Raw genomic sequence first — 19,781 nt, forward strand, 5'->3', positions numbered from 1 at the left:
TTCAACCCTTTTCATAATACCTGTTGGTAAATCCTGCATCGCACGACAACATATCGCCAACATTGGTTCAATCGTCCTTTGAGCGGCTCACCTAATCATGGATATTTTCCAACCGATAGAATGTCGCTTGATCAAAGTCGGTGGGGTCGCCTGTATTGTTCTGGGTGTAGACACCAGCCTTGAAATAGTTCCACTCGTCAATTGTGTCGTATCCGCTGTTCTCGGCGGCCATATCGACGAAGTTGTGACCGATAATCTCACCGTCCTCATCGCCGCGGCGGATAATCACATCGATGCGTGAACCTGCATTGGTGATTTCATAAGAGAATACTTCATCAAGCGCGATGCCATTGAAGGGGTCATCCCTCACCTCCGGCTGACTGTCCCGGTCGCCAACTTCAGGGCCGACGACCATGAAATAAATGTCGTCCCCGCCCCGGATTTCATGGGCGAAATAGATATATCCGCGATCATTCTCAGGGTATTTGCGATAATACAACCGGATGGGTTCATCGCTTGATGCGTGGATTTGTCCAAACACCATGCGGCCAATATGAAAATCGGTGCCCGAGGTGCTGACATGGTTGATCGCAAGGGTGCCTTTGAGCACGCCGCCGCGCCCGCCAATGGGCACGCCAGGATCGGGCTGGTAGCCCAGCACCCAATTGTTGCGATTGACGCCTTGCGTGCTGATACTGCGATCACCATTGCGCAGCATCTCGCGCAGCTCGGAACGGGTGAACCGCGAGTTGGCCGACGTCGTTGCCCCTGCAATCGTGGACCGGAAAGTCATGCCTCCATCGGGCGCGGTAAAGAAGAATTCATCGGAGAAACCTTCCAAATCGCGGTCTTGAGTGCGCTGCGCAAAACCATCGGATGGGTCAACGGCAGGCGTATCAAGCGCCCAATCAAGGAGCGTGAAATTGCGCCCGGGGGGGACCGATGGATCAAGCCCGAAAATGCGGGTGTCAAACGGCTGTGCAACAACAGGCGTTGGCGTGCCATCAGAGCATCCAAAAACCGCAGCTTCAACAATTCCAAAGGGATTGCTATCCGAAGTGCTTTCCGCAGAAATCCGTACAAATCGCGCCGATGTATCGGTTACATCGAACCGCTCAAAACTAAGCGTATCGCCCGATGACTCGAGACTTGCACCAAGGTTTGTAAAGTTGGTCCCGTCGCTCGACACATCAAGCGAGAATGTCGATCTGCGCACATCGCCCAGATGAAATGCAAGGCCAACTTCGCGAACGAGAAACTCGGCTCCCAGATCAAGGGTCAGTGTCGCCGGAAGCGCGGATGCGCTCCAACGCGAATTTGCGCCAAGCCCATCATCAATCGCATTGTCCGCCTCAAAGCCGCCAGCCGATGACTGGCTCGCCTCAGCCGATGAAATATTGAGGAAGTTCAAACCGTTGCACGATACAACAGGTGTCGGTGTCGGTGTAGGTGCGGGCGTCGCCGTAGCGCTTGGCATGGGCGACGGCGCCGAAGTAGCCGTTGGTGCAGGCGATCCGCCGCCCCCACCGCAAGCCGTGATGAGCATACAGGTCGAAAGAGCGACAAAGCCTGATGAAAGGGCATGACTGAAATTCGGCGGCCTAAAATGCAAAGGAAACATCCTTCATCCAGTGTGATGAGCCCATTGGTACGTAAAGCTGGCAAGAAAGCAACCAAGTTGCATGCCAAATTGGTATGACAGTTTTTGCCGTCACACTTGGAAACCGCACCATTTGCGCCGCCCGCCGATAACGGTCGAGCAATGAAGGCTGCAATGCTCTGGCTGAGCAGGAAACGTATGGCTGGGCAGGAATCGCCAGGTTCGCGCAGCATTCTCAGCTTGCCCAAAAACTGTTCCCGGGCTTAGGCATTCAAAACAAGAGTTGCGCTTTGCCAATTCATTGGCCAGCATATCGGCAACGGTCGCAGTGTTAGGAATGCCAGCGATTTGGGTTGGCGGGGGAAATGCGTGAGCGGCAACAATTCCACTCCAGAAGGTTTGGCCTCGATTTTCGTGAGCTATTCGCGCGCTGACCGCGAGGATGTCCTGCCGATCATCGACGCGCTGAGTGAGCGCGGACATCGGGTCTGGTGGGATGGTTTGCTCGAAGGAGGCGACCGCTTCTCTCAGGTAACTGAAACGGCGCTTGAGACGAGCGACGTTGTCCTGGTGGTGTGGACCCAAACTTCGATCAATTCAGATTGGGTGCGCGATGAAGCCACCCGTGGCCGCGACCGGGGGCGGATGTTGTCGGTCTCGCTCGACGGAACACAGCCGCCGCTCGGCTTTCGGCAAATCCAGTATATCGACCTTACCGGCAGCGGTAGTGCTGCCAAACGGGCGCGCTTTGCCGATGTGGTCGCGGCATTGGACAAAGTCGAAGAGAGGGCAGGCGGAGAGCCAATTTTTGCAGCGTCACATGTGGCCAGTGGCACCAGCGGACTGTCCCGGCGCGCCGCAATCGCCCTTGGAGGGGGAGGCATTCTCGCTGCCGGAGCGGGCCTTGCGTTATGGCAAAGCGGAGCGTTCAGTGCTGGAGGCACGCCGGGTAGCCTTGCGGTAATTACTTTTGAGGACCTCACCGGAAATGCCTCACGCGGTTATCTGTCAGCAGGCCTATCAGAGGAGCTGCGCGCAATCCTGAGCCGCAATCGACAGCTGGCCGTCGCTGCGCAAACGTCTTCGGACAAGTTCAAGGACAGCGATCAAACCGCCAGCGAAATTGCAGCAACGCTTGGCGTTCAGCACGTGCTCGAAGGCAGCGTGCGCAGCGAAGGCGAAGAATTGCGAGTGACGGCGCGGCTGATCGACGGGCAAAGCGATCTTGACGTGTGGTCAGACGTTTTCACGAGCCAGATCGACAACGTTCTATCCGTCCAGAACAGGATCGCGACTTTGGTCGTCGATTCGCTCCTTGCCAGCTTTTCCGCAGGCGAAATCGCAGGCGCAGAACGGATCGGCGGGACCAAAAACGCGCAGGCGCTTGATCATTATCTTCGCGGGATCGGCCTCTATCAACAGGTCAGTTCAAAAGAAGAGACAGACCGGGCCGCGCTTGCCGCGCTTGATGAAGCGATCGCAGTCGATCCACAATATGCCGCCGCGCACGCATTCCGGTCGCGCGTATTGACCGCTTTGGGCAATCGCTATGCGAGCGGCAGTGAGCTTGCATCCTATTACGAACAAGCGATGGAGGCGGCGCGAACATCGATTGAGCTGGAGCCCGATCTTGCCCAAGGGTATGATTCGCTGGGCTCTGTGCTGGCCAATGGAAAGCTCGATCTTGCCTCTGCACGCCAACCTTATCAGCGCAGTTTCGAACTTGGGTATGGCAATGCCGATATTCTCACAGGATACACCTTCTTCGCTTCTTACATCGGCGATTTCGAAGGCGGACGCGATGCAATTGAGCGGGCCGAAAGGCTTGATCCCCTTAATGGCGGAGTGTTTCGGGCAGATGCCGTTCTGGAATTCGCCGCACGCGACTATCCCGCGGCTACCCGCGCAGCGCAAAGAGCGCTCGCGCTCAATGAGGAGATTAGCATCGCCAACCGCATTCTTGGCGATATTGCGCGGTTCGATGGCCGCATTGATGATGCGCGCGCGCTTTACGAACGCGAACCCAGCACACTTTCGCGCTTGCCAAGCCTGGCAATCCTTGAGGCGCAGGACGGCAACCGCGAGGCTGCCGATCAAGCTTTTGCCGAAATGGTTGAACGCTTCGGCGACAACAGCCTCTATCAACAAGCGCAGGTTCTGGCTCAATGGGGTCAGGGGGGCGAGGCTATTGCCGCTTTGGAAAAGGCTTTGGCTTTTGGGGATGCGGGGCTAGTCCTGTCACGATCAGACCAGAACCTTGATCCCATTCGACAGGATCAAGCCTTTGAGTCTATACAGAAGCGGCTCGGATTTGAGTTAGGATAAACAAGGGGCAAATTATGAGAAAACACGTTGCAATTGGATCGGCTTTTGCGGTTGCGCTTGGACTTGCGGCCTGCACGCCGCCTGCGGAAAGTGAAGGTGCAACTGAAGAAGCGGCGGAAGCTGTTGAAGCAGCGGACGCGGACGCAGTAGCCGATGGCACCATGACAGGAGAAGCCAGCGCCGAAGAGGCAGAAGGCGAAGGTAGCGATGCTACTGGAACCGACCAAGATGGCAATCCAATCCACGACTGATCACACGCAAACAGCAGTCAGGCCCGTAAGCACTTGTCTTTCGGGCCTGCTGGTGTTTTTAGCGGCGTGTCTGAGCGCGTTCTTGGCGGCGCCCGTGCAGGCACAATCCCCCCTTTCTCCCGAGCAGAGTTACGAACGCATTGTCGGCGAACTCTATCCGGATGAGATCGCTCCTTTCTACGATTTCTATGCAGAATTGGACGTTTACGACCGGTACGCATTGGCGCGCGTGATCGGACATCTTGACGAAGGCGAACGGGGAATGTTCGCACAGCTACTGGTCGAAACTGATCGGCCGACCGCAATCAAGACATTGCGATTGTTCGCTGGATACGATGATCAGCAACTTGGCCGCGTGACGGCTTTGCTGAAAGAGCGGGAATATGATCGCTGGCAAGCCATTCCGGTCCTTGTTCGTGCTGAAAGCTACGCCAATGCGCGCGATATGTTGCTGGGACGCGATGCGGGCAACCCTTGCAAGTTCTTTTCCGATGGCAATCCCATTGGTGATGGTACCGACCCCGATGCGTCCGCCGTGCGCTATTGCAGCGATGCCGAGAAACAATTTCTAGAGACCTTTTTCCGCGGGGATACCGGCTATGTCAGCAGGGGTTTACTCGCTCTTGAGGGAGAAATCCCGTGGCAGGCGCAGTTTTCGCTGCACGGCGCAAGCACCAGCGCATATTACAAGCGCAGCGAGCGCGACGCGCAAATTGAACGGTTCGGACGCGAGCTCAAAGACTGGGAAATCAACCACACTTGCGGCGCGGTTTATCTGGGCGCGAAGTTCCTGCTAACCGCTGCGCACTGCATCGGGAACCTTGAAGACGCAAAGTTTTTTGCCGGGCGCCGGGTTCATCTTGGATCGATCAATATCAACGGTCGGCGCAACCTGTTCGAAATCAGGAATGTGTTGGTCCATGGCGACTTTCGAAGCGACACGCTTCAGCACGATATCGCCCTCATTCAGCTGAACGCCGTGCCAACTGGATTTGGCAGTCGTCTGCGTTCGGTCAAACCAGCGCGCACCCCGGCACAGCCTTCAGGCAGCGTTCCACTGCTCCTCAGCGGTTGGGGCTACAACAAGCCCGCAACCAGTTCGAGCAACATTTTCGCGCTGGATGGACAGCGGCAAACTCCGGCGCAACCCTCCCTTTTGAAAGGCGAGGTATGGGTTCAGAAAAACTCGGTTTGCAGGTACAATCGCCACTTCATCCGCCGCCAAATTCAGCTTTCCCCTGGTCAGATTTGCGTAGGCTCCCCTACTGGGATCGACAGTTGCCGGGGGGATAGCGGTGGCCCACTGGTCGACACGCGCACAGAAACCCTGATCGGACTGGTTTCGGGAAGCGCTGGATGCGGGCTGACCAACACACCGTCGATTTTTACAGACGTTGGATATTACCGTGATTGGATCGACCGAGCGAAAGCTTCTGCCCCGAGCATGCGCGCTAACCGCAAACACCTTTTTCGGTAGACCGCCGATTTCAACTGGGTTTTGCAGTTGTGCTTGATCTTTCCCATGGATAGCATGAGATCAACGCGTTGCCGGCGGGGGGTGTATTGAGCGGGGGTGTATTGAAATTTCAACCAAAGTGAACTTGTCCGCCGGCCCGACCGCGACGCAATTGCCAATCCCCAAGTTTGCCGTCGGCGTCACAGGGCACCGCGCCGCGCACGCGTCTTTTCCGAAAAATCCGTCTGACCTCAGCGATGTGATTCAGGGGATTTTCTCGCTGATTGAGGCAAGCTTGGCCAAATCAAACGCCGCAGACCATTCACCAAGGCTCCTCACGCTATTATCCGATGGCACCGACCATCTTGCAGCCGGATTAGCGCTGGACCGCGAATGGGAACTGGTTGTCCCGCTCCCCTTTGGTCGCAGGCTAAACACTGCGATTAATTCCGGGGCCAGTGATCCAGGAACTGTCCGCTCGATCCTTGCCGGAAAAACCCCTGATGACCCAAGGACCAAGGCGAAGGTCGCTGCAATCGAAGCGCTGGCCAATCGAGGCGCAATCTTCGAATTGGCCGATAACGATGCAAGAGTGGAAGAGCTTTTGCTCAACGCAGTCGCCCTCAACGCCGATCAGACCGCGCACGATGAATTGGCTGCTGCCACGGCACTGCGAGCAGCGCTTGCAGGCCAAATCCTGATCGAGCAATCAGATGTGTTGGTCGCGGTCTGGGATGGCCAATCCACTGCCAATATCGGCGGGACAGGACACACCGCATTAATGGCCCTTGAGCAAGGCGCTCCGGTGCTTTGGATTGATCCGACCCAACCGAATGAATGGCAAATCCTCTCGTCGCCTGAGGAGCTGTCGGGGGGCCGAGTACCGCTTGATCAATCAGCCGTTCACACCCGTCTGGATCAGCTCGTTGCCGAAACCAGCACTCCGCTCGACGAAAAGACGAGCGCAATGCTGGCAGACCTCGAACTGAGGAAACAAAGCAGCCTCAAAAGCCACGCTTTCAGGCGCGTTCAGGTGCTGTTTGGCGAGCGCGGGATTGGCCGAAAGCTGGGCTCCATCCGGCAACGGTATGAGCAGCCCTCTGAAGTGTCGCAAGGAATGAGCGAGCCTGTTCTGAAAGCGCTTGCCTCGCTCACGCCCAAGGATGATCGACTGTCGCAGCGTATCACTTCGCAAATCATTGAGCGGCACATTTGGCTTGATGGTATCGCGTCGGACTATTCGGACCGTCATCGCTCCGGCATGGTTCTGAATTTTCTGCTGGGTGCAGGCGCAATCATTATGGGCGTGTCTTATCTGCCCGTGGTCGATCCCTCGTATAAGTGGATTTTTGCCAGCATCGAATTGGTTTTGCTGCTTGTTATCGTAGTCAACACCGCCATTGGCAGGAGGCGAGAGCTGCACACTCGCTGGTTCGAAACCCGCCGAGCGGCAGAGTATTTGCGCCACACCCCGATCCTGGCCGCACTGGGAGTGGCTCGGTCAAAGGGCGAATGGCCGCAAACAATCGAAAACGCATGGCCTGAAAGATACGTTCAGCATGTCGCGCGCGCGGTGAGTTTACCTCAAGCGCGCGTTGACGAGGCCTATCTTCGAACCGCCCTTAAAGCTCTTCGCACTCACCACATCGAAGAACAGCGCCAGTACCACAAATACAAAGCCGAATATCTTGAACGCGTGCACCATGGCCTCGATCATTTGTCCGAACGTCTGTTTGTCGGCGCGATTGTGATGGTGGCGACCTTTTTAGCGCTTACCGCTGCCGGGCATTTGGGCTGGATCAGTGAGGCGTTTGTGGCAGGATCAGCCAAGTGGTTCACTGTCCTTGCCGTGGCGCTGCCGACCCTGGGCGGTGCGTTCGCTGGCATACGTTACTTTGGTGATTTTGAACGCTTTGCAGATATTTCAAAAGTGACTGCGGCAAAGCTTGATGCGATTGCTGAACGCATTGATCTTTCATTGAATGCGCCAGAGGGGGCAGTGACTTACGACAAGGTCGCCGATCTTGCCAAAGCCACCGACCAGATCGTGTTTGACGAGATCCAAAGCTGGCAATCGGTCTTCAGCAGCAAGATCATGACCGTCCCTGCATAGTGCGCGCCAGCCAGGAAAGCGGCGCATCTGATGCTGCCAGTCTAATCGCATCCCGTCTGTAGTGGGCGTAGCCAGCCCTTATCCACCTTCATTTCAGGCGATGAGATATTACTCGGGCTTTGGTGGTTCTGGTGATGCAAATTGGAAGTCTGGCAGAGACTGAAAGGCGCCTCGCAGTGCCTCGCCCCAGCCGTTGGTAATCTGCTGGAAATAGGGGTCTGTGCGATGAATTCGTTGCTGCGCTGTAACGACGAAGCTGTCAGCCTCATAGACTTGTACATCGAGCGGCAAGTCGACCGCAAGGTTCGCTCTGATGGTTGAATCGAATGAGACAAGCATCAATTTGACGGCATCTTCAAACGACATTTCAGGATCGTAGGCCCGCACAAGGATTGGGCGGCCATATTTGGTTTCGCCGCTCTGGAAGAAGGGGGCATCATCGCTGGCTTCGATAAAGTTTCCTTCTGGATAAATCAGGAAAAGCCGCGGTTCGCTGCCTTTGATCTGACCACCCAAAATCAACGTTGCACCAAATGGCGATGCAGCTTCTTGGCCATCGGGCGCATAAGTTTTCACAACCTCGCGCAGTGTATCTCCCACAATCGAGGCAATCTGAAACATCGAGGGTGCCTCGAGTATCGACGGGCTGCGATCTTCTGGTGCTTTGCTGCGTTCATCAAGCAGGCTGACCACCGCCTGAGTAGTCGCCAGATTTCCGGCCGTGAGCAGCGTCACGACGCGCTCGCCCGGTTTTTGCCAGGTCTTCAATTTGCACACCTGAGAAATGTCATCGACGCCCGCGTTCGTGCGGGTGTCAGACATGAAGACGAGGCCCTTTTTGAGCCGAAGTCCAATACAATATGTCATTTTGAAATACCTTGCGGCTGCGAATTGCCCGCGTTCATCCGAGTTACTGCTGCACCTGTAATTGCACAACCATATTCTCGATTGTGTCACCATATCGCATACCGGAAATCGGCGAAGCATCGCGATAATCGAGCCCGGTCGCGACGCAGACATATCGTTCGTCGGGCGAATACCCGTTCGAAACGTCGAACCCGACCCAGCCGATGCCGTCAAAATGCGCCTCAGCCCATGCGTGGGTGGCGTCCTGATCAACCCGGTCATTCATCATCAGATAACCCGAGGCATAGCGTGCCGGAAAGCCGAGCGAACGCATCGCTGAGAGGAAAATGTGGGCGTGATCCTGGCACACGCCAGCGCCAATATTGAGTGCCCCTTCAGCGCTGGTTTCTGCGTTGGTCTGGCTGATTTGATAGGGAACACGTTCGACGATCAAAGCCGATAAAGCATGGGCCATGGCAATGTCGTTGGTGTGGCCACCCCCCAACTTTTCAAGCAGCGCCGCGATGTGCGGGCCGCTTTGGGTGAGCGGGGTTTCCCGGGTGAAATTCCAGAGCGCCATATGGCCTCTATGCTGGCCGACAACGCCGCTGCTTGCGGTCACGTCAACCTCGCCGCGACAATGAATGGTGATGCGTTGGCTACCCGGTTCAATGCTGATCAGTTCGACATGATTGTTGAACTGGTCAGTGAAGGAGAGCTCTTTCTTGCCGCCCTTGACAGTCAGGTCCCAAACACGGGTTTGCTGACCCTCGCGCGATTTAGGGGTCAGCCGAACCTGCAACAGGCCATAATCGACCGGCGCGTCATAGTGGTATTGTGTGGTATGATTGATGATCAGTTGCATGGGTTATTCCAGAAACCGGTAATCATGTTCAATCTGCGCAGCGAGCCGGCTGTTCTGCGCAGTGAATTCCTGAATGAATTCATGCAGGCCCTGATCGAATATCTGGTCAATTGAGGCTTTGCGCAGACGTTGTGTCGACGCTTTTGCCGCCTCATGCGAAGCCAAGCTCACTCCATAATCCTGTTCAAGATAGCCGAGATTGTCGGAAATCTTCTGGCTGCAGAAGATCAAAGACCGCGGCATCTTGCTGTATAAGATCAAGAACTCGGCGATGTTTGATGGGCTGATTTCAGCGCCATTGAGCCAGCGATATGCGCGCTGGGCCGACACGGTCCGCAAGATCGTTTCCCACTGCATGACGTCAATCGCCGAGCCGACTTGCGCAATCGACGGCAGGAGCAAGTAATACTTCACATCGAGAATACGCGCCGTGTTGTCAGCGCGCTCAATAAATGTGCCAAGGCGGATGAAATTGAAAACATCATTGCGCAGCATCGTTCCGGCAGTGGCACCGCGGACCTGCGCGCTCATCCTGCGGATACTCGCAAGCACGTCTGGCAAATCCTGCTCGGCCACTGGAGCGGCCAGAATCTGTTTCAAGGTCATCCAACTTTCATTGGTCGCCTCCCAAACCTCCCGGGTGAGCGCGGTTCGCACCAACCGGGCATTGTCCCGTGCCTGTTTCATGGTCGAGATTACGCTCGATGGATTGGTCGGATCGCGCAACATGAAATCGACCACCTCGGCAGAGCTATAGTCGTCATGGCGGTCATCATAATCCGCCAGTGAGCCTGCCGTTGTGAGGATCGACTTCCACTCGGATTTGGCTGTTGCTGAACGCGTCAGGGCGATCCGAAAGCCTGCGTCAATAAGCCGGGCATTGTTCTCGCAGCGCTCAAGATAACGGAACATCCAGAACAGACCGCCTGCTGTTTTTCCTAGCATCGTCTACTCCTCCAGCACCCAGGTGTCTTTGGTGCCGCCTCCCTGACTGGAGTTCACTACCAGTGATCCTTCGGTCATCGCGACCCGCGTAAGGCCACCGGGCGTGATGTCGATCCTTTCTGGCGACACCAGTACAAAAGGCCGCAGATCGACGTGCCGCGGAGCCAAGCCCTTCTCGGTAAAGATCGGCACAGTCGAGAGCGCCAAGGTTGGTTGCGCAATATAGTTTGCAGCGTTTTCGAGCAGTTTTGCGCGAAAATCCTCGATCTCTTGCTTGCTCGCAGCAGGACCAACCAGCATTCCGTAGCCGCCTGAGCCATGCACCTCTTTCACAACCAGCTCTGCCAGATTGTCGAGGACATATTGCAACTGATCCGGTTCGCTGCATCGCCATGTCTGCACATTGTTCAATATTGGCTTTTCGCCCGTATAAAATTCCACAATGTCAGGCATATAGCTGTAGATCGCTTTGTCATCTGCGATCCCTGTCCCCGGGGCATTGGCAATGGTTATGCCGCCTGATCGGTACACATCCATGATCCCGGGCACGCCCAGCATGGAGTCCGGATTAAAGTTCAAGGGGTCGAGATATTCGTCATCAACGCGCCGATAAATGACATCAATGGGCGTGTATCCTTGCGTGGTGCGCATGGCGATGCGGCCATCGACGACCCGCAAGTCATGCCCCTCAACCAGCTCTGCACCCATCTGGTCAGCCAGATAGCTGTGCTCAAAATAGGCGGAGTTGTGAATGCCCGGCGTCAGCACCGCAACGACCGGTTTTCCAGCACAGGCGGCCGGCGCTGATGCGGCGAGCGACCGGCGCAGATTTGTCGGGTAATCACTGACCTGCTGAACCGCGATACGCGAAAACAGCTCGGGGAACATTTGCAGCATCGTCTCACGATTTTCCAGCATGTAAGAAACGCCAGAAGGGGTGCGGGCATTATCTTCCAGAACGAAAAATTCGTCCGGCCCGGTGCGCACAATATCTGTGCCAACTATATGCGTGTAGACACCGCCCGGCGGATTGACGCCCACCATCTGCGGCAAGAATGCCTCGTTATTCGCAATCAGCTCAAACGGGACGCGGCCAGCCCGCAATATCTCCTGACGATGGTAGATATCGTGAAGAAACGCATTGATGGCGCGCACGCGCTGTTCAATCCCACGTGATAATCTGCGCCATTCCGACGCAGAGATGATCCGCGGTATCACATCAAAGGGAATGAGCCGCTCATCAGCATCCTCTTCGCCATAGACGTTGAAGGTAATGCCAGTCGTGCGGAAGAAAGCTTCTGCCTGCGCGGATTTTTTCAGAATGCGTTTGGGTTCTTCATTGTCAAGCCATTCCCCATATGCAGCGAACGGCTCTCGAAATGAAGCGCCTTGCGCGCCATTAGAATCGCCAAGCATCTCGTCGAAGAAATCGATCGCAAACCCCCTTAGGATGTAAATCAGATCGAAGGTAAATCCCGCGATCCACGGAATGGCCACAAGCAGCCGATGATATGCTGCTTATTGTCCTCCTCCCTGCCATCAAAGCTAGCCGAAGCCAGACAAGTTGTGAAGGGTGATACCCAACTGTCGACTTAGAGTTGGACGTCACATCGAGCGCCATATATTTATGGGCCGCCCCTTTAATGCTTACTGAAGCCAGCGATGTCAAAGGTCCTGATAATCAGTGAGTTCTTCGTTTGGGGGAAGCTATCGTCATTGGCGCTTGCGCGCCGGACGGCTTGCTCGGACCTGTTGAGCCGGGCACCGCAAGGTCCACGCCGGAACCGAGTAGGCCGCGCAATCCTAGGTTTTCAGGGGTTTTCGCGAAAATCAGCGAACGGCTGGAAAAGGGTGATTGGCGGAGAGACAGGGATTCGAACCCTGGGTACTCGTGAGAGCACAACGGTTTTCGAGACCGCCCCGTTCGACCACTCCGGCATCTCTCCGCATGTCCTTGGCGTTTCGCAGAGGTCTAAATTGCACAAGGAGGGCGCCCGTTAGACCACGTATGCGCAAATGCCAAGCCCCTTGGCAGCGTTAGGTTGCAACAAAAACGGGCATATCTGGGACGCTGGCCCGCAAATCGCTTGTTTTGCCCGGGTAAGGGTCCATATTATGGCTGTTATGGAACGCTCTCATTTCTTCTCCAGTCAAGCAGGACGCAGCATCAATGCGCCGCGCCTGACCAAAAGCCGCTTTGGCATTGGCGAAGTGGTTCGGCACAGGCTGCTCGATTTCCGGGGTGTCGTCTTCGACATCGACCCGGTCTTTGCCAACAGCGAAGAATGGTACGAGGCCATCCCTGAAGACATGCGCCCGCCGCGCGAACAGCCGTTCTATCACCTGCTCGCAGAGAATGAAGAATCAAGCTACGTCGCTTATGTCAGCCAAGGCAATCTGATTGACGACAGCATCGGTGGGCCGGTTGATCACCCAACCGTGCCGCAACTGTTTGAGCAATTCCAGAACGGCCGCTATCGTATGCGCCGCTCGCTCACCCACTAATCTTCAGCGAGCGCGCACCTTGCCTAGTTCTTAAGGGCCTAGCTCTTAAGGGCCTAGCTCTTGAGGCGCCAGCCAGAACGCAGCACCCAATACACCGCCAAAGCAAAGACTGCGTTTAGCAACGCAAGCCCGATTGCAGCGAGCATAACCGCATCGCTCGAACCGATGTCACTTTGCCCCAAAAAGCCATAGCGGAAGCCTGAAATCACGTAGAAAAACGGGTTTGCAAGGCTCACCGCCTGGAAGGCAGGCGCAAGGTTGTCGATTACATAAAAGGTGCCCGAGAGCAGCGATAGCGGGGCAACAATGAAATTGCTGATCGCGGCATTGTGGTCGAATTTTTCAGCCCAGATCGACGTCGCCAAGCCAATGAGCCCAAGCATCACGCTTCCCATCAGACCGAACCAGATCACCGCCCAGATGTGGGCAACCCCAAGTGAAACCCCCGGCCACAGCAGCATGGCGAGCGCAACCGCCCCGCCAACCATGATCGCACGCGTTACAGCAGCGCCGACGATTGCCGCCATAAGCTCACCCGGTGATAGCGGGGGCATCAGGTAATCGATGATCGTCCCTTGGATCTTTCCACCGAGCAGCGAAAAGGAGGAATTGGCAAAGGCATTTTGCATCATTCCCATCACAATGAGGCCTGGCGCCACAAAGCTTGCAAAGTCCACACCCAGTACTTCGCGCCCACCGCGGCCCAATGCGACCGTGAAAATCACCAGAAACAGCAGAGTTGTGACCGCAGGAGCCCAAATCGTCTGCGTCTGGACCTTGAGAAACCGGCGGACCTCCTTCATATAGAGGGCCAAGAGCCCGACGCGATTGATTCCGGTTATCATCGGGACACCGCGAGGGGGAAACCGGGTGCTCCCGGCTGCATTGCTGTCTTGGGAAGGTGTGGCACCTGTCGGTGTGGCTGAAAGATTTCTTTCCATAGCGCATGCGCCTAAGGCCTCTGGCACAATGTGACAAGCTGCCTATCTAAAGGTGGCAGATAACGAACGGACGATTTATGAGTTGGACTGACGAGCGGATCGATACGCTCAAAAAGATGTGGGAAGGCGGATCGACCGCAAGCCAGATCGCTGAAGAGCTTGGCGGGGTAAGCCGCAATGCTGTGATTGGCAAGGCGCACCGTCTGGGCCTGAAATCGCGGCCGTCGCCGGTAAAATCGGGCGACAAGAAGAAGAAAGCGGCAGCCAAAAAGCCCGCGACCAAGGCGGCAGCACCTCCAAAGAAAGCAGCACCCAAGCCTGCGGCGAAACCTGCGCCCGCAGCAGCAAGTGCGCCTGCCACCAAGGCAAGCGCCCCGGTTAACAGCCAGCCTGTCCCCAATCCTACACCTGATCTTCCCAAGATCGTATCGGTTGGTCCAGGCGGCTTCTTGCGTCAGGGGCCGGGTGATCAGCAACCGCCGATCCCCCCTGCTCCGCCGCGCCGCCTTGTCCCGGCAAAGCCTGATCCATCGATCAAAGACAAGACCAGCCTTCTGGATTTGTCGGACAAGGTTTGCCGCTGGCCCATGGGACACCCGGGCGAGCCTGACTTCCATTTCTGCGGCAATGCCGTGAACCCGGGCTTTCCTTACTGCGTTGAACATTGTGGCCGCGCCTATCAGGCACAGCTTCCGCGTGGTGCCCGCCGGCCCCCGCCGCCGCTGCCATTTGGCGGGCCGCGGGTACGCTAAAACGGGCGTGCTAGGGGCTTAACCAGTCTCGCCCTTGTGCATCACCTATTTGCCCCGCCGGACCGTCTGGCGGGGCATTTCCATTAGAACACATTTGCAAAAAAGGGCAGTTCATGCCGATCTCGCTTCACGCCAGTTTTGTCCCAAGCGGTCTCCAAATGATTGGAACAGCGAACCACCTCGTCGACAAAACCGAAAGCTGGTGCGGACAGCAGGGGTGCGATGCAAGCACAATCCTTAATGCGCGCCTCATCGATGACATGCTGCCTTTCACCTATCAGATCAAATGCGTTGCCGAGCACACGGCAGGCGCGCTGGCCGCAGTGAAAGAGGGCGTTTACAGCCCCGATCTCAACCCTCCCCCGGGAAGTTTTGATGGCCTGCGCGAAAAGCTTGCCGGTGCGAAGGCCGCGCTCGAAGCACTTAGCGAAGACGAGATGGAAAGCTGGATCGGGCGCGATATGCGCTTTGAGTTCAAAACCACGCGTATGGATTTCACGGTTGAGGATTTCCTTCTCAGCTTCAGCCAGCCCAACTTCTATTTCCACGCAAGCGCCGCCTATTCGATTGCGCGCCATCTCGGTGTCAGCATCGGCAAGACCGATTTCCTCGGGCGGATGCGCATCGCGAAGGCGTAATTTCATGACCAGATCAGTTTTCACATCGGCAGCCTTTGCCGCGCTCCTCCTTGTGCCCACACCAGCTCAGGCCCAATTGCCAGAGCCCGTGCGCGCCATGATCGATGCCGCCATCGCGACCGGTGACGAGGCGAAAGTGCGCACCGTCATCGACATCGCCCGCATTACCAATCCTGATGATGGCAAAGAGCTGGACACGATCCTTGCCGGTTTTGAGACCCGGCTTGCCGCGAACGAGGCCGCACAAGCCGCCGCCGAGGAAGCCGAGATCCGCTCCGCTGGCATCTTCGAGAACTGGTCAGGCAAAGGCGAACTTGGCGCGTTCATGTCGTCGGGCAATGCCGATAACACCGGCGTCACCGCCAGCCTTGCGCTTACCAAGGACGGCATCAACTGGCGCCACAAACTCGCAGGACGCGCCGATTACCAGCGCTCCGAAGGGGTCACCACCCGTGAGCAATTCCTCGCCGCCTACGAGCTCAACTACAAGATCAGCGACCGCCTCTACGCCTATGGCCTCACCCAATATGAGCGCGACCGGTTCCAGGGATTTGCCGCCCGCTATTCTGCCTCGGGCGGCCTTGGATATGACGTCCTCACCGCTGGCCCGACCCTCTCTGTTAAAGCAGGCCCCGCATGGCGGCGCACCGAGCTTATTGCCGGGACCACCACCAGCAATATCGCAGCCCTTGCCGCAGCAGACTTTGACTGGGAGCTTTCCGACAAACTCTCCTTCACACAAGATGCGAGCGCCTTCATCCAGAGCGGGTCGAGCACTTTGATCTCCGATACCGGCCTCCAGGCCTCCATCTCTGATGCGGTGTCATTGCGCCTGTCCTACACGGTTGAACACGACACCGATCCACCCGCCGGCGCGGTCAAAACCGATACACTAAGCCGCATCACGGTCATTTACGGGTTTTGAGCCGGAGATGCCCACCCCGCTGCGACTAATGCTCACTTAGCGGTTCGCAAAGTCTCGCTCCCCTCCCGCTTGCGGGAGGGGTTGGGGGTGGGCCCTACCCTCCCCGCGTCCTGCCAAACCAGATCACATGATGCGCGCCCTTGTTGTTCGGGCGTGAGCGCACACGGCGTTCCTCGACATCCAGGCGCGCCTCTTGCATGCGCCGCCTGAACCCGTGGTCGGGCGCGGCTGACCAGACAGAGACGATGCCGCCCGGCTTCAACGCATCGCGCGCTTTACCAAGGCCAGTGCGCGAATAGATGCGGTTGTTGTCCGCGCGCACCATGCCATCAGGCCCATTGTCCACGTCGAGCAGGATCGCATCGAACTTTGCGCAGGTTCCGTCATTGGCGTCGTCAATCAGCGCCGCCACATCGCAGATTTTGAGGTCAAGGCGCGGGTCTTCGAGGCAATTTCCCGTCAGCTCTGCCATAGGCCCCTTAGCCCATTCGATGATCTTCTCGGAAATCTCGGCCACCACAACTTGCGAATTTTCGGGCAACCTTGCAAGCGCGGCTCGCAAGGTGAACCCCATCCCATAACCACCAATCAGGATGCGCGGGCGAGGCGCCTCCAACCGGTCAAGCGTCAGTTCCGCCAGCTGCTCTTCGGAAAAGCGCATCCGCGTGCTCATCAGCTCATTATAGCCCAGCACAATCATGAAGTCGGAGCCATGGCTGAACAGCTCCAGCGTCTCGCCATCGTCGATTTGGACAGTGTCTATAAGCTCACGTTTCAGCATTCAGGATCGTCCTTTGGGGTTTTGCACTAAGGTATTGAAGGTCCAGAGTTTAACGCAAGTTTTGACACACTTGACACACTGTCCAGGGTTCAAAAACCTTTGGGGGAGAATGCGGGGGCGTCGCCGTTTGAGTCATCGCACGGCCATAGCCGATTTGGCGAATGTAGGAAATTGCCCACCCCCAGCCCCGATACCTGTCCTTGCGAAAGCAGGGCGCAAGCGGGAGGGGAGCAAGTTGGCGCGAAAACAATCCCCTCCCGTTTACGGGAGGGGCAGTGAGACTTGCGAGCTTGCTCGCTAGTCGCAGCGGGGTGGGCCAGTAGCACCCTATCCAAAACAAAACCCCGCCAAGATTGCTCCTGGCGGGGTTTCGTATGTCTTTCGCGAAAGGGCTTAGTCTTTCAGGAAGTCGGGCATTGCTGTTGGACCGCCGTCACCGCCCTTATCGCCGCCATCACGGCGACCACCACGGTCACCGCCGCGGCTGCGACTGCCGCGTGGGCCACGGCGATCACCACCACGATCACCGCGATCACCGCGATCACCGCGTGGTTTATTCTCACGCGGTGGGCGTGTGTCTTCGAGTTCTTCACCCGTTTCCTGGTCAACGACGCGCATCGACAGGCGGACTTTACCGCGCTGGTCGATTTCAAGGACTTTGACCTTCACCTCTTGGCCTTCGGAAACGACATCGGTGACTTTCTCAACGCGCTCGTTCTTCATTTCGGACACGTGGACAAGACCGTCCTTGCCGCCCATGAAGTTCACGAAAGCGCCAAAGTCGACGATGTTGACGACCTTACCGTTGTAGATTTTGCCGACTTCGGCCTCTTCAACGATGCCTTCGATCCATGCCCGTGCCGCTGCGATTTCATCGGCGTTGGAAGAGCTGATCTTGATCGTGCCTTCATCGTCAATGTCGACTTTCGCGCCGGTTTCGGCAACGATTTCGCGGATGACCTTACCGCCTGTACCGATGATGTCGCGGATCTTCGATTTGTCGATCTGCATAGTCTCGATACGCGGTGCGTGCTTGCTGACCTCGGTGCGGGCACCGGTGAGAGCTTTCGCCATTTCGCCAAGGATGTGCGCACGGCCAGCTTTCGCCTGCTCAAGCGCTTTGGTCATGATTTCCTGCGTGATGCCGGCAACCTTGATGTCCATTTGGAGCGAGGTGATGCCTTCTTCCGAACCTGCCACCTTGAAGTCCATGTCGCCAAGGTGATCTTCATCACCAAGGATGTCGGAGAGAACCGCAAAGTCCTCGCCTTCAAGGATAAGGCCCATGGCGATGCCCGATACCGGACGCGTCAATGGAACGCCTGCATCCATCATCGACAATGCGCCGCCGCAAACGGTGGCCATCGAAGATGAACCGTTGGACTCGGTGATGTCTGACAGAACGCGGATGGTGTAAGGGAAGTCCTCAACCGTTGGCAGAACCGGACGAAGCGCGCGGAATGCAAGCTTGCCGTGGCCGGTTTCGCGGCGGCTGGTGAAGCCGAAACGACCCACTTCGCCGACCGAATAAGGCGGGAAGTTATAGTGCAGCATGAAGTTGCTGTAAGACAGGCCTTCGAGACCATCGATCATCTGCTCAGCGTCTTTGGTGCCAAGCGTGGTGGTGCAGATTGCCTGCGTTTCACCGCGCGTGAACAGAGCCGAACCGTGGGTGCGCGGAAGCAGACCAACCATGGCTTCGATCGGGCGAACCTGATCAAGCTTACGGCCGTCGATGCGGGTGCCATCCTTGATGATCGCGCCGCGAACGATTTCGCTTTCCAGCTTCTTGACCGCTTTGTTGGCGACCATTTGCGTTTGTGGCTCTTCGTCTGCAAACGCTTCTTTCGCTTTGGCGCGCACTGCGTTGAGAGCGTCCGAGCGGGCCGATTTGTCGGTCAGCTTGTAAGCGGCTGCAATGTCATCGCCAACGATGCCGCGCAGCTTTTCCTTGATTTCGGATGTGTCGTCAGAAACGTCGACTTCCCAAGGCTCTTTCGCAGCTTTTTCAGCCAGATCGATGATCGCGCCGATAACCTTGCGGCTCTCTTCGTGAGCGAACAACACAGCGCCGAGCATTTGCTCTTCGGTAAGCTCTTTTGCTTCTGATTCCACCATCATCACAGCGTCTTGCGTCGCAGCAACAACAAGGTCCAAGCGGCCATCTTCGCCAAGCGCATCTTCAACCTTCGGGTTGAGGATGTATTCGCCGTCATTGTTAAAGCCAACGCGCGCTGCACCGATTGGGCCCATGAATGGAACGCCCGAAATGGTGAGAGCGGCAGAGGCTGCAATCATCGCAAGGATATCTGGCTCGGTCTCGCCGTCATAAGACAGGACCTGACAGATCACGTTGATTTCGTTGTAGAAACCTTCTGGGAAGAGCGGGCGGCAAGGACGGTCGATGAGACGCGATGTGAGCGTTTCTTTTTCCGTCGCGCGGCCTTCGCGCTTGAAGAAGCCACCCGGAATACGGCCAGCTGCTGAGAATTTTTCCTGATAGTGTACGGTCAGCGGGAAGAAGTCCTGGCCTTCTTTAACTGACTTGGCGGCGGTCACGGCGCACAGCACCACGGTTTCGCCATAGGTTGCCAAAACGGCGCCATCTGCCTGACGGGCAATACGGCCTGTTTCCAGAGTGAGGGTTTTTCCGCCCCACTCCAGCGATACGGTTTTCGTGTCGAACATGGATTTTCCTTAAATGACCCGCTTGGCCTTATTGCTCAGGCGGGGCCTACAGTTTTTCCGGGTTTAACCGCCCGGATGGCGGTGTGTGGGGCTTTTGAAACATATGCCCCAGAGCTCAGCCTTGCCGAATTGCAAAGCCTTGCCCCCATT

At 56.7% G+C, this 19,781-nt stretch carries 17 protein-coding genes and 1 tRNA gene; 9 read left to right on the plus strand and 9 right to left on the minus strand.

Annotated features, from left to right (window positions below; translation table 11 throughout):
- Positions 1 to 91: 91 nt before the first annotated feature.
- Entirely contained in the window at positions 92 to 1,411 is a 1,320-nt protein-coding gene (locus EH31_RS12250) for a polysaccharide lyase family 7 protein (protein WP_051699233.1), read from the minus strand.
- Between the two features lie 4 nt (positions 1,412 to 1,415).
- Here EH31_RS12250 and EH31_RS17875 point away from each other — a divergent pair, with 4 nt between their 5' ends.
- From EH31_RS17875 to EH31_RS12270, 5 genes are all read left to right on the plus strand, one after another.
- Entirely contained in the window at positions 1,416 to 1,586 is a 171-nt protein-coding gene (locus EH31_RS17875; protein ID WP_206742033.1) for a hypothetical protein, read from the plus strand.
- Between the two features lie 383 nt (positions 1,587 to 1,969).
- A complete protein-coding gene (locus EH31_RS12255) occupies positions 1,970 to 3,925 on the plus strand; it encodes a TIR domain-containing protein (protein WP_034960753.1) in 1,956 nt (651 codons plus the stop codon).
- A 14-nt stretch (positions 3,926 to 3,939) separates the two neighbouring features.
- Entirely contained in the window at positions 3,940 to 4,176 is a 237-nt protein-coding gene (locus EH31_RS12260; protein ID WP_034960754.1) for a hypothetical protein, read from the plus strand.
- A 94-nt stretch (positions 4,177 to 4,270) separates the two neighbouring features.
- On the plus strand, positions 4,271 to 5,653 hold the full coding sequence (locus EH31_RS12265) for a serine protease (RefSeq protein WP_206742034.1): 1,383 nt from the start codon (positions 4,271 to 4,273) through the stop codon (positions 5,651 to 5,653).
- Between the two features lie 118 nt (positions 5,654 to 5,771).
- Entirely contained in the window at positions 5,772 to 7,745 is a 1,974-nt protein-coding gene (locus EH31_RS12270; RefSeq protein WP_051699234.1) for a hypothetical protein, read from the plus strand.
- Between the two features lie 108 nt (positions 7,746 to 7,853).
- On the opposite strand, the gene EH31_RS12275 is transcribed toward EH31_RS12270, so the two are convergent.
- The 5 genes from EH31_RS12275 to EH31_RS12295 all read right to left on the minus strand — a co-directional run bounded on the left by EH31_RS12275 (position 7,854) and on the right by EH31_RS12295 (position 12,347).
- Positions 7,854 to 8,612, minus strand: coding sequence for a proteasome-type protease (locus EH31_RS12275; RefSeq protein WP_034960756.1), 759 nt, complete (start codon positions 8,610 to 8,612; stop codon positions 7,854 to 7,856).
- Positions 8,613 to 8,655: 43 nt separating this feature from the next.
- Positions 8,656 to 9,456, minus strand: coding sequence for a transglutaminase family protein (locus tag EH31_RS12280; protein ID WP_034960757.1), 801 nt, complete (start codon positions 9,454 to 9,456; stop codon positions 8,656 to 8,658).
- A 3-nt stretch (positions 9,457 to 9,459) separates the two neighbouring features.
- The gene (locus EH31_RS12285; RefSeq protein ID WP_034960758.1) at positions 9,460 to 10,401 is read right to left on the minus strand and encodes an alpha-E domain-containing protein; all 942 of its coding nucleotides are present in this window, start codon (positions 10,399 to 10,401) and stop codon (positions 9,460 to 9,462) included.
- A gap of 3 nt (positions 10,402 to 10,404) precedes the next feature.
- A complete protein-coding gene (locus EH31_RS12290) occupies positions 10,405 to 11,817 on the minus strand; it encodes a circularly permuted type 2 ATP-grasp protein (protein ID WP_081853419.1) in 1,413 nt (470 codons plus the stop codon).
- 440 nt (positions 11,818 to 12,257) lie between these two features.
- Positions 12,258 to 12,347, minus strand: a tRNA-Ser gene (locus EH31_RS12295).
- A 178-nt stretch (positions 12,348 to 12,525) separates the two neighbouring features.
- Between EH31_RS12295 and hspQ the strand changes: the two genes are divergently transcribed.
- Positions 12,526 to 12,906, plus strand: a complete 381-nt coding sequence (hspQ, locus tag EH31_RS12300; RefSeq protein ID WP_034961227.1) for a heat shock protein HspQ — start codon at positions 12,526 to 12,528, stop codon at positions 12,904 to 12,906.
- A 53-nt stretch (positions 12,907 to 12,959) separates the two neighbouring features.
- Here the strand turns inward: hspQ and EH31_RS12305 are convergent, their stop codons facing one another.
- Complete coding sequence (locus tag EH31_RS12305; protein WP_034961229.1) at positions 12,960 to 13,751, minus strand: ABC transporter permease; 792 nt, start codon at positions 13,749 to 13,751, stop codon at positions 12,960 to 12,962.
- Positions 13,752 to 13,924: 173 nt separating this feature from the next.
- On the opposite strand from EH31_RS12305, the gene EH31_RS12310 reads away from it, so the two are divergent.
- From EH31_RS12310 to EH31_RS12320, 3 genes are all read left to right on the plus strand, one after another.
- Positions 13,925 to 14,599, plus strand: a complete 675-nt coding sequence (locus tag EH31_RS12310; RefSeq protein ID WP_034960759.1) for a GcrA family cell cycle regulator — start codon at positions 13,925 to 13,927, stop codon at positions 14,597 to 14,599.
- Between the two features lie 113 nt (positions 14,600 to 14,712).
- The gene (locus EH31_RS12315; RefSeq protein WP_034960760.1) at positions 14,713 to 15,237 is read left to right on the plus strand and encodes a DUF1993 domain-containing protein; all 525 of its coding nucleotides are present in this window, start codon (positions 14,713 to 14,715) and stop codon (positions 15,235 to 15,237) included.
- Between the two features lie 4 nt (positions 15,238 to 15,241).
- Positions 15,242 to 16,162, plus strand: coding sequence for a DUF481 domain-containing protein (locus EH31_RS12320; RefSeq protein WP_034960761.1), 921 nt, complete (start codon positions 15,242 to 15,244; stop codon positions 16,160 to 16,162).
- A gap of 94 nt (positions 16,163 to 16,256) precedes the next feature.
- Here EH31_RS12320 and EH31_RS12325 read toward each other — a convergent pair whose 3' ends face one another.
- Together EH31_RS12325 and pnp are read right to left on the minus strand one after the other, a co-directional pair.
- A complete protein-coding gene (locus tag EH31_RS12325) occupies positions 16,257 to 16,943 on the minus strand; it encodes a spermidine synthase (RefSeq protein WP_034960763.1) in 687 nt (228 codons plus the stop codon).
- 393 nt (positions 16,944 to 17,336) lie between these two features.
- The gene (gene pnp, locus EH31_RS12330) at positions 17,337 to 19,631 is read right to left on the minus strand and encodes a polyribonucleotide nucleotidyltransferase (RefSeq protein WP_034960764.1); all 2,295 of its coding nucleotides are present in this window, start codon (positions 19,629 to 19,631) and stop codon (positions 17,337 to 17,339) included.
- Positions 19,632 to 19,781 lie beyond the last annotated feature (150 nt).

It is taken from the genome of Erythrobacter longus (assembly GCF_000715015.1).
Taxonomy (GTDB): domain Bacteria; phylum Pseudomonadota; class Alphaproteobacteria; order Sphingomonadales; family Sphingomonadaceae; genus Erythrobacter; species Erythrobacter longus.

Bases quoted from the DNA above. Each gene is read 5' to 3' on its own strand.
- EH31_RS12325 (WP_034960763.1), bottom strand. From the start codon at position 16,943: ATGCTGAAACGTGAGCTTATAGACACTGTCCAAATCGACGATGGCGAG.
- EH31_RS12260 (WP_034960754.1), top strand. From the start codon at position 3,940: ATGAGAAAACACGTTGCAATTGGATCGGCTTTTGCGGTTGCGCTTGGA.
- pnp (WP_034960764.1), bottom strand. From the start codon at position 19,631: ATGTTCGACACGAAAACCGTATCGCTGGAGTGGGGCGGAAAAACCCTC.
- EH31_RS12275 (WP_034960756.1), bottom strand. From the start codon at position 8,612: ATGACATATTGTATTGGACTTCGGCTCAAAAAGGGCCTCGTCTTCATG.
- EH31_RS12305 (WP_034961229.1), bottom strand. From the start codon at position 13,751: ATGATAACCGGAATCAATCGCGTCGGGCTCTTGGCCCTCTATATGAAG.
- EH31_RS12320 (WP_034960761.1), top strand. From the start codon at position 15,242: ATGACCAGATCAGTTTTCACATCGGCAGCCTTTGCCGCGCTCCTCCTT.
- EH31_RS12285 (WP_034960758.1), bottom strand. From the start codon at position 10,401: ATGCTAGGAAAAACAGCAGGCGGTCTGTTCTGGATGTTCCGTTATCTT.
- EH31_RS12290 (WP_081853419.1), bottom strand. From the start codon at position 11,817: ATGCTTGGCGATTCTAATGGCGCGCAAGGCGCTTCATTTCGAGAGCCG.
- EH31_RS12310 (WP_034960759.1), top strand. From the start codon at position 13,925: ATGAGTTGGACTGACGAGCGGATCGATACGCTCAAAAAGATGTGGGAA.
- hspQ (WP_034961227.1), top strand. From the start codon at position 12,526: ATGGAACGCTCTCATTTCTTCTCCAGTCAAGCAGGACGCAGCATCAAT.
- EH31_RS12315 (WP_034960760.1), top strand. From the start codon at position 14,713: ATGCCGATCTCGCTTCACGCCAGTTTTGTCCCAAGCGGTCTCCAAATG.
- EH31_RS12280 (WP_034960757.1), bottom strand. From the start codon at position 9,456: ATGCAACTGATCATCAATCATACCACACAATACCACTATGACGCGCCG.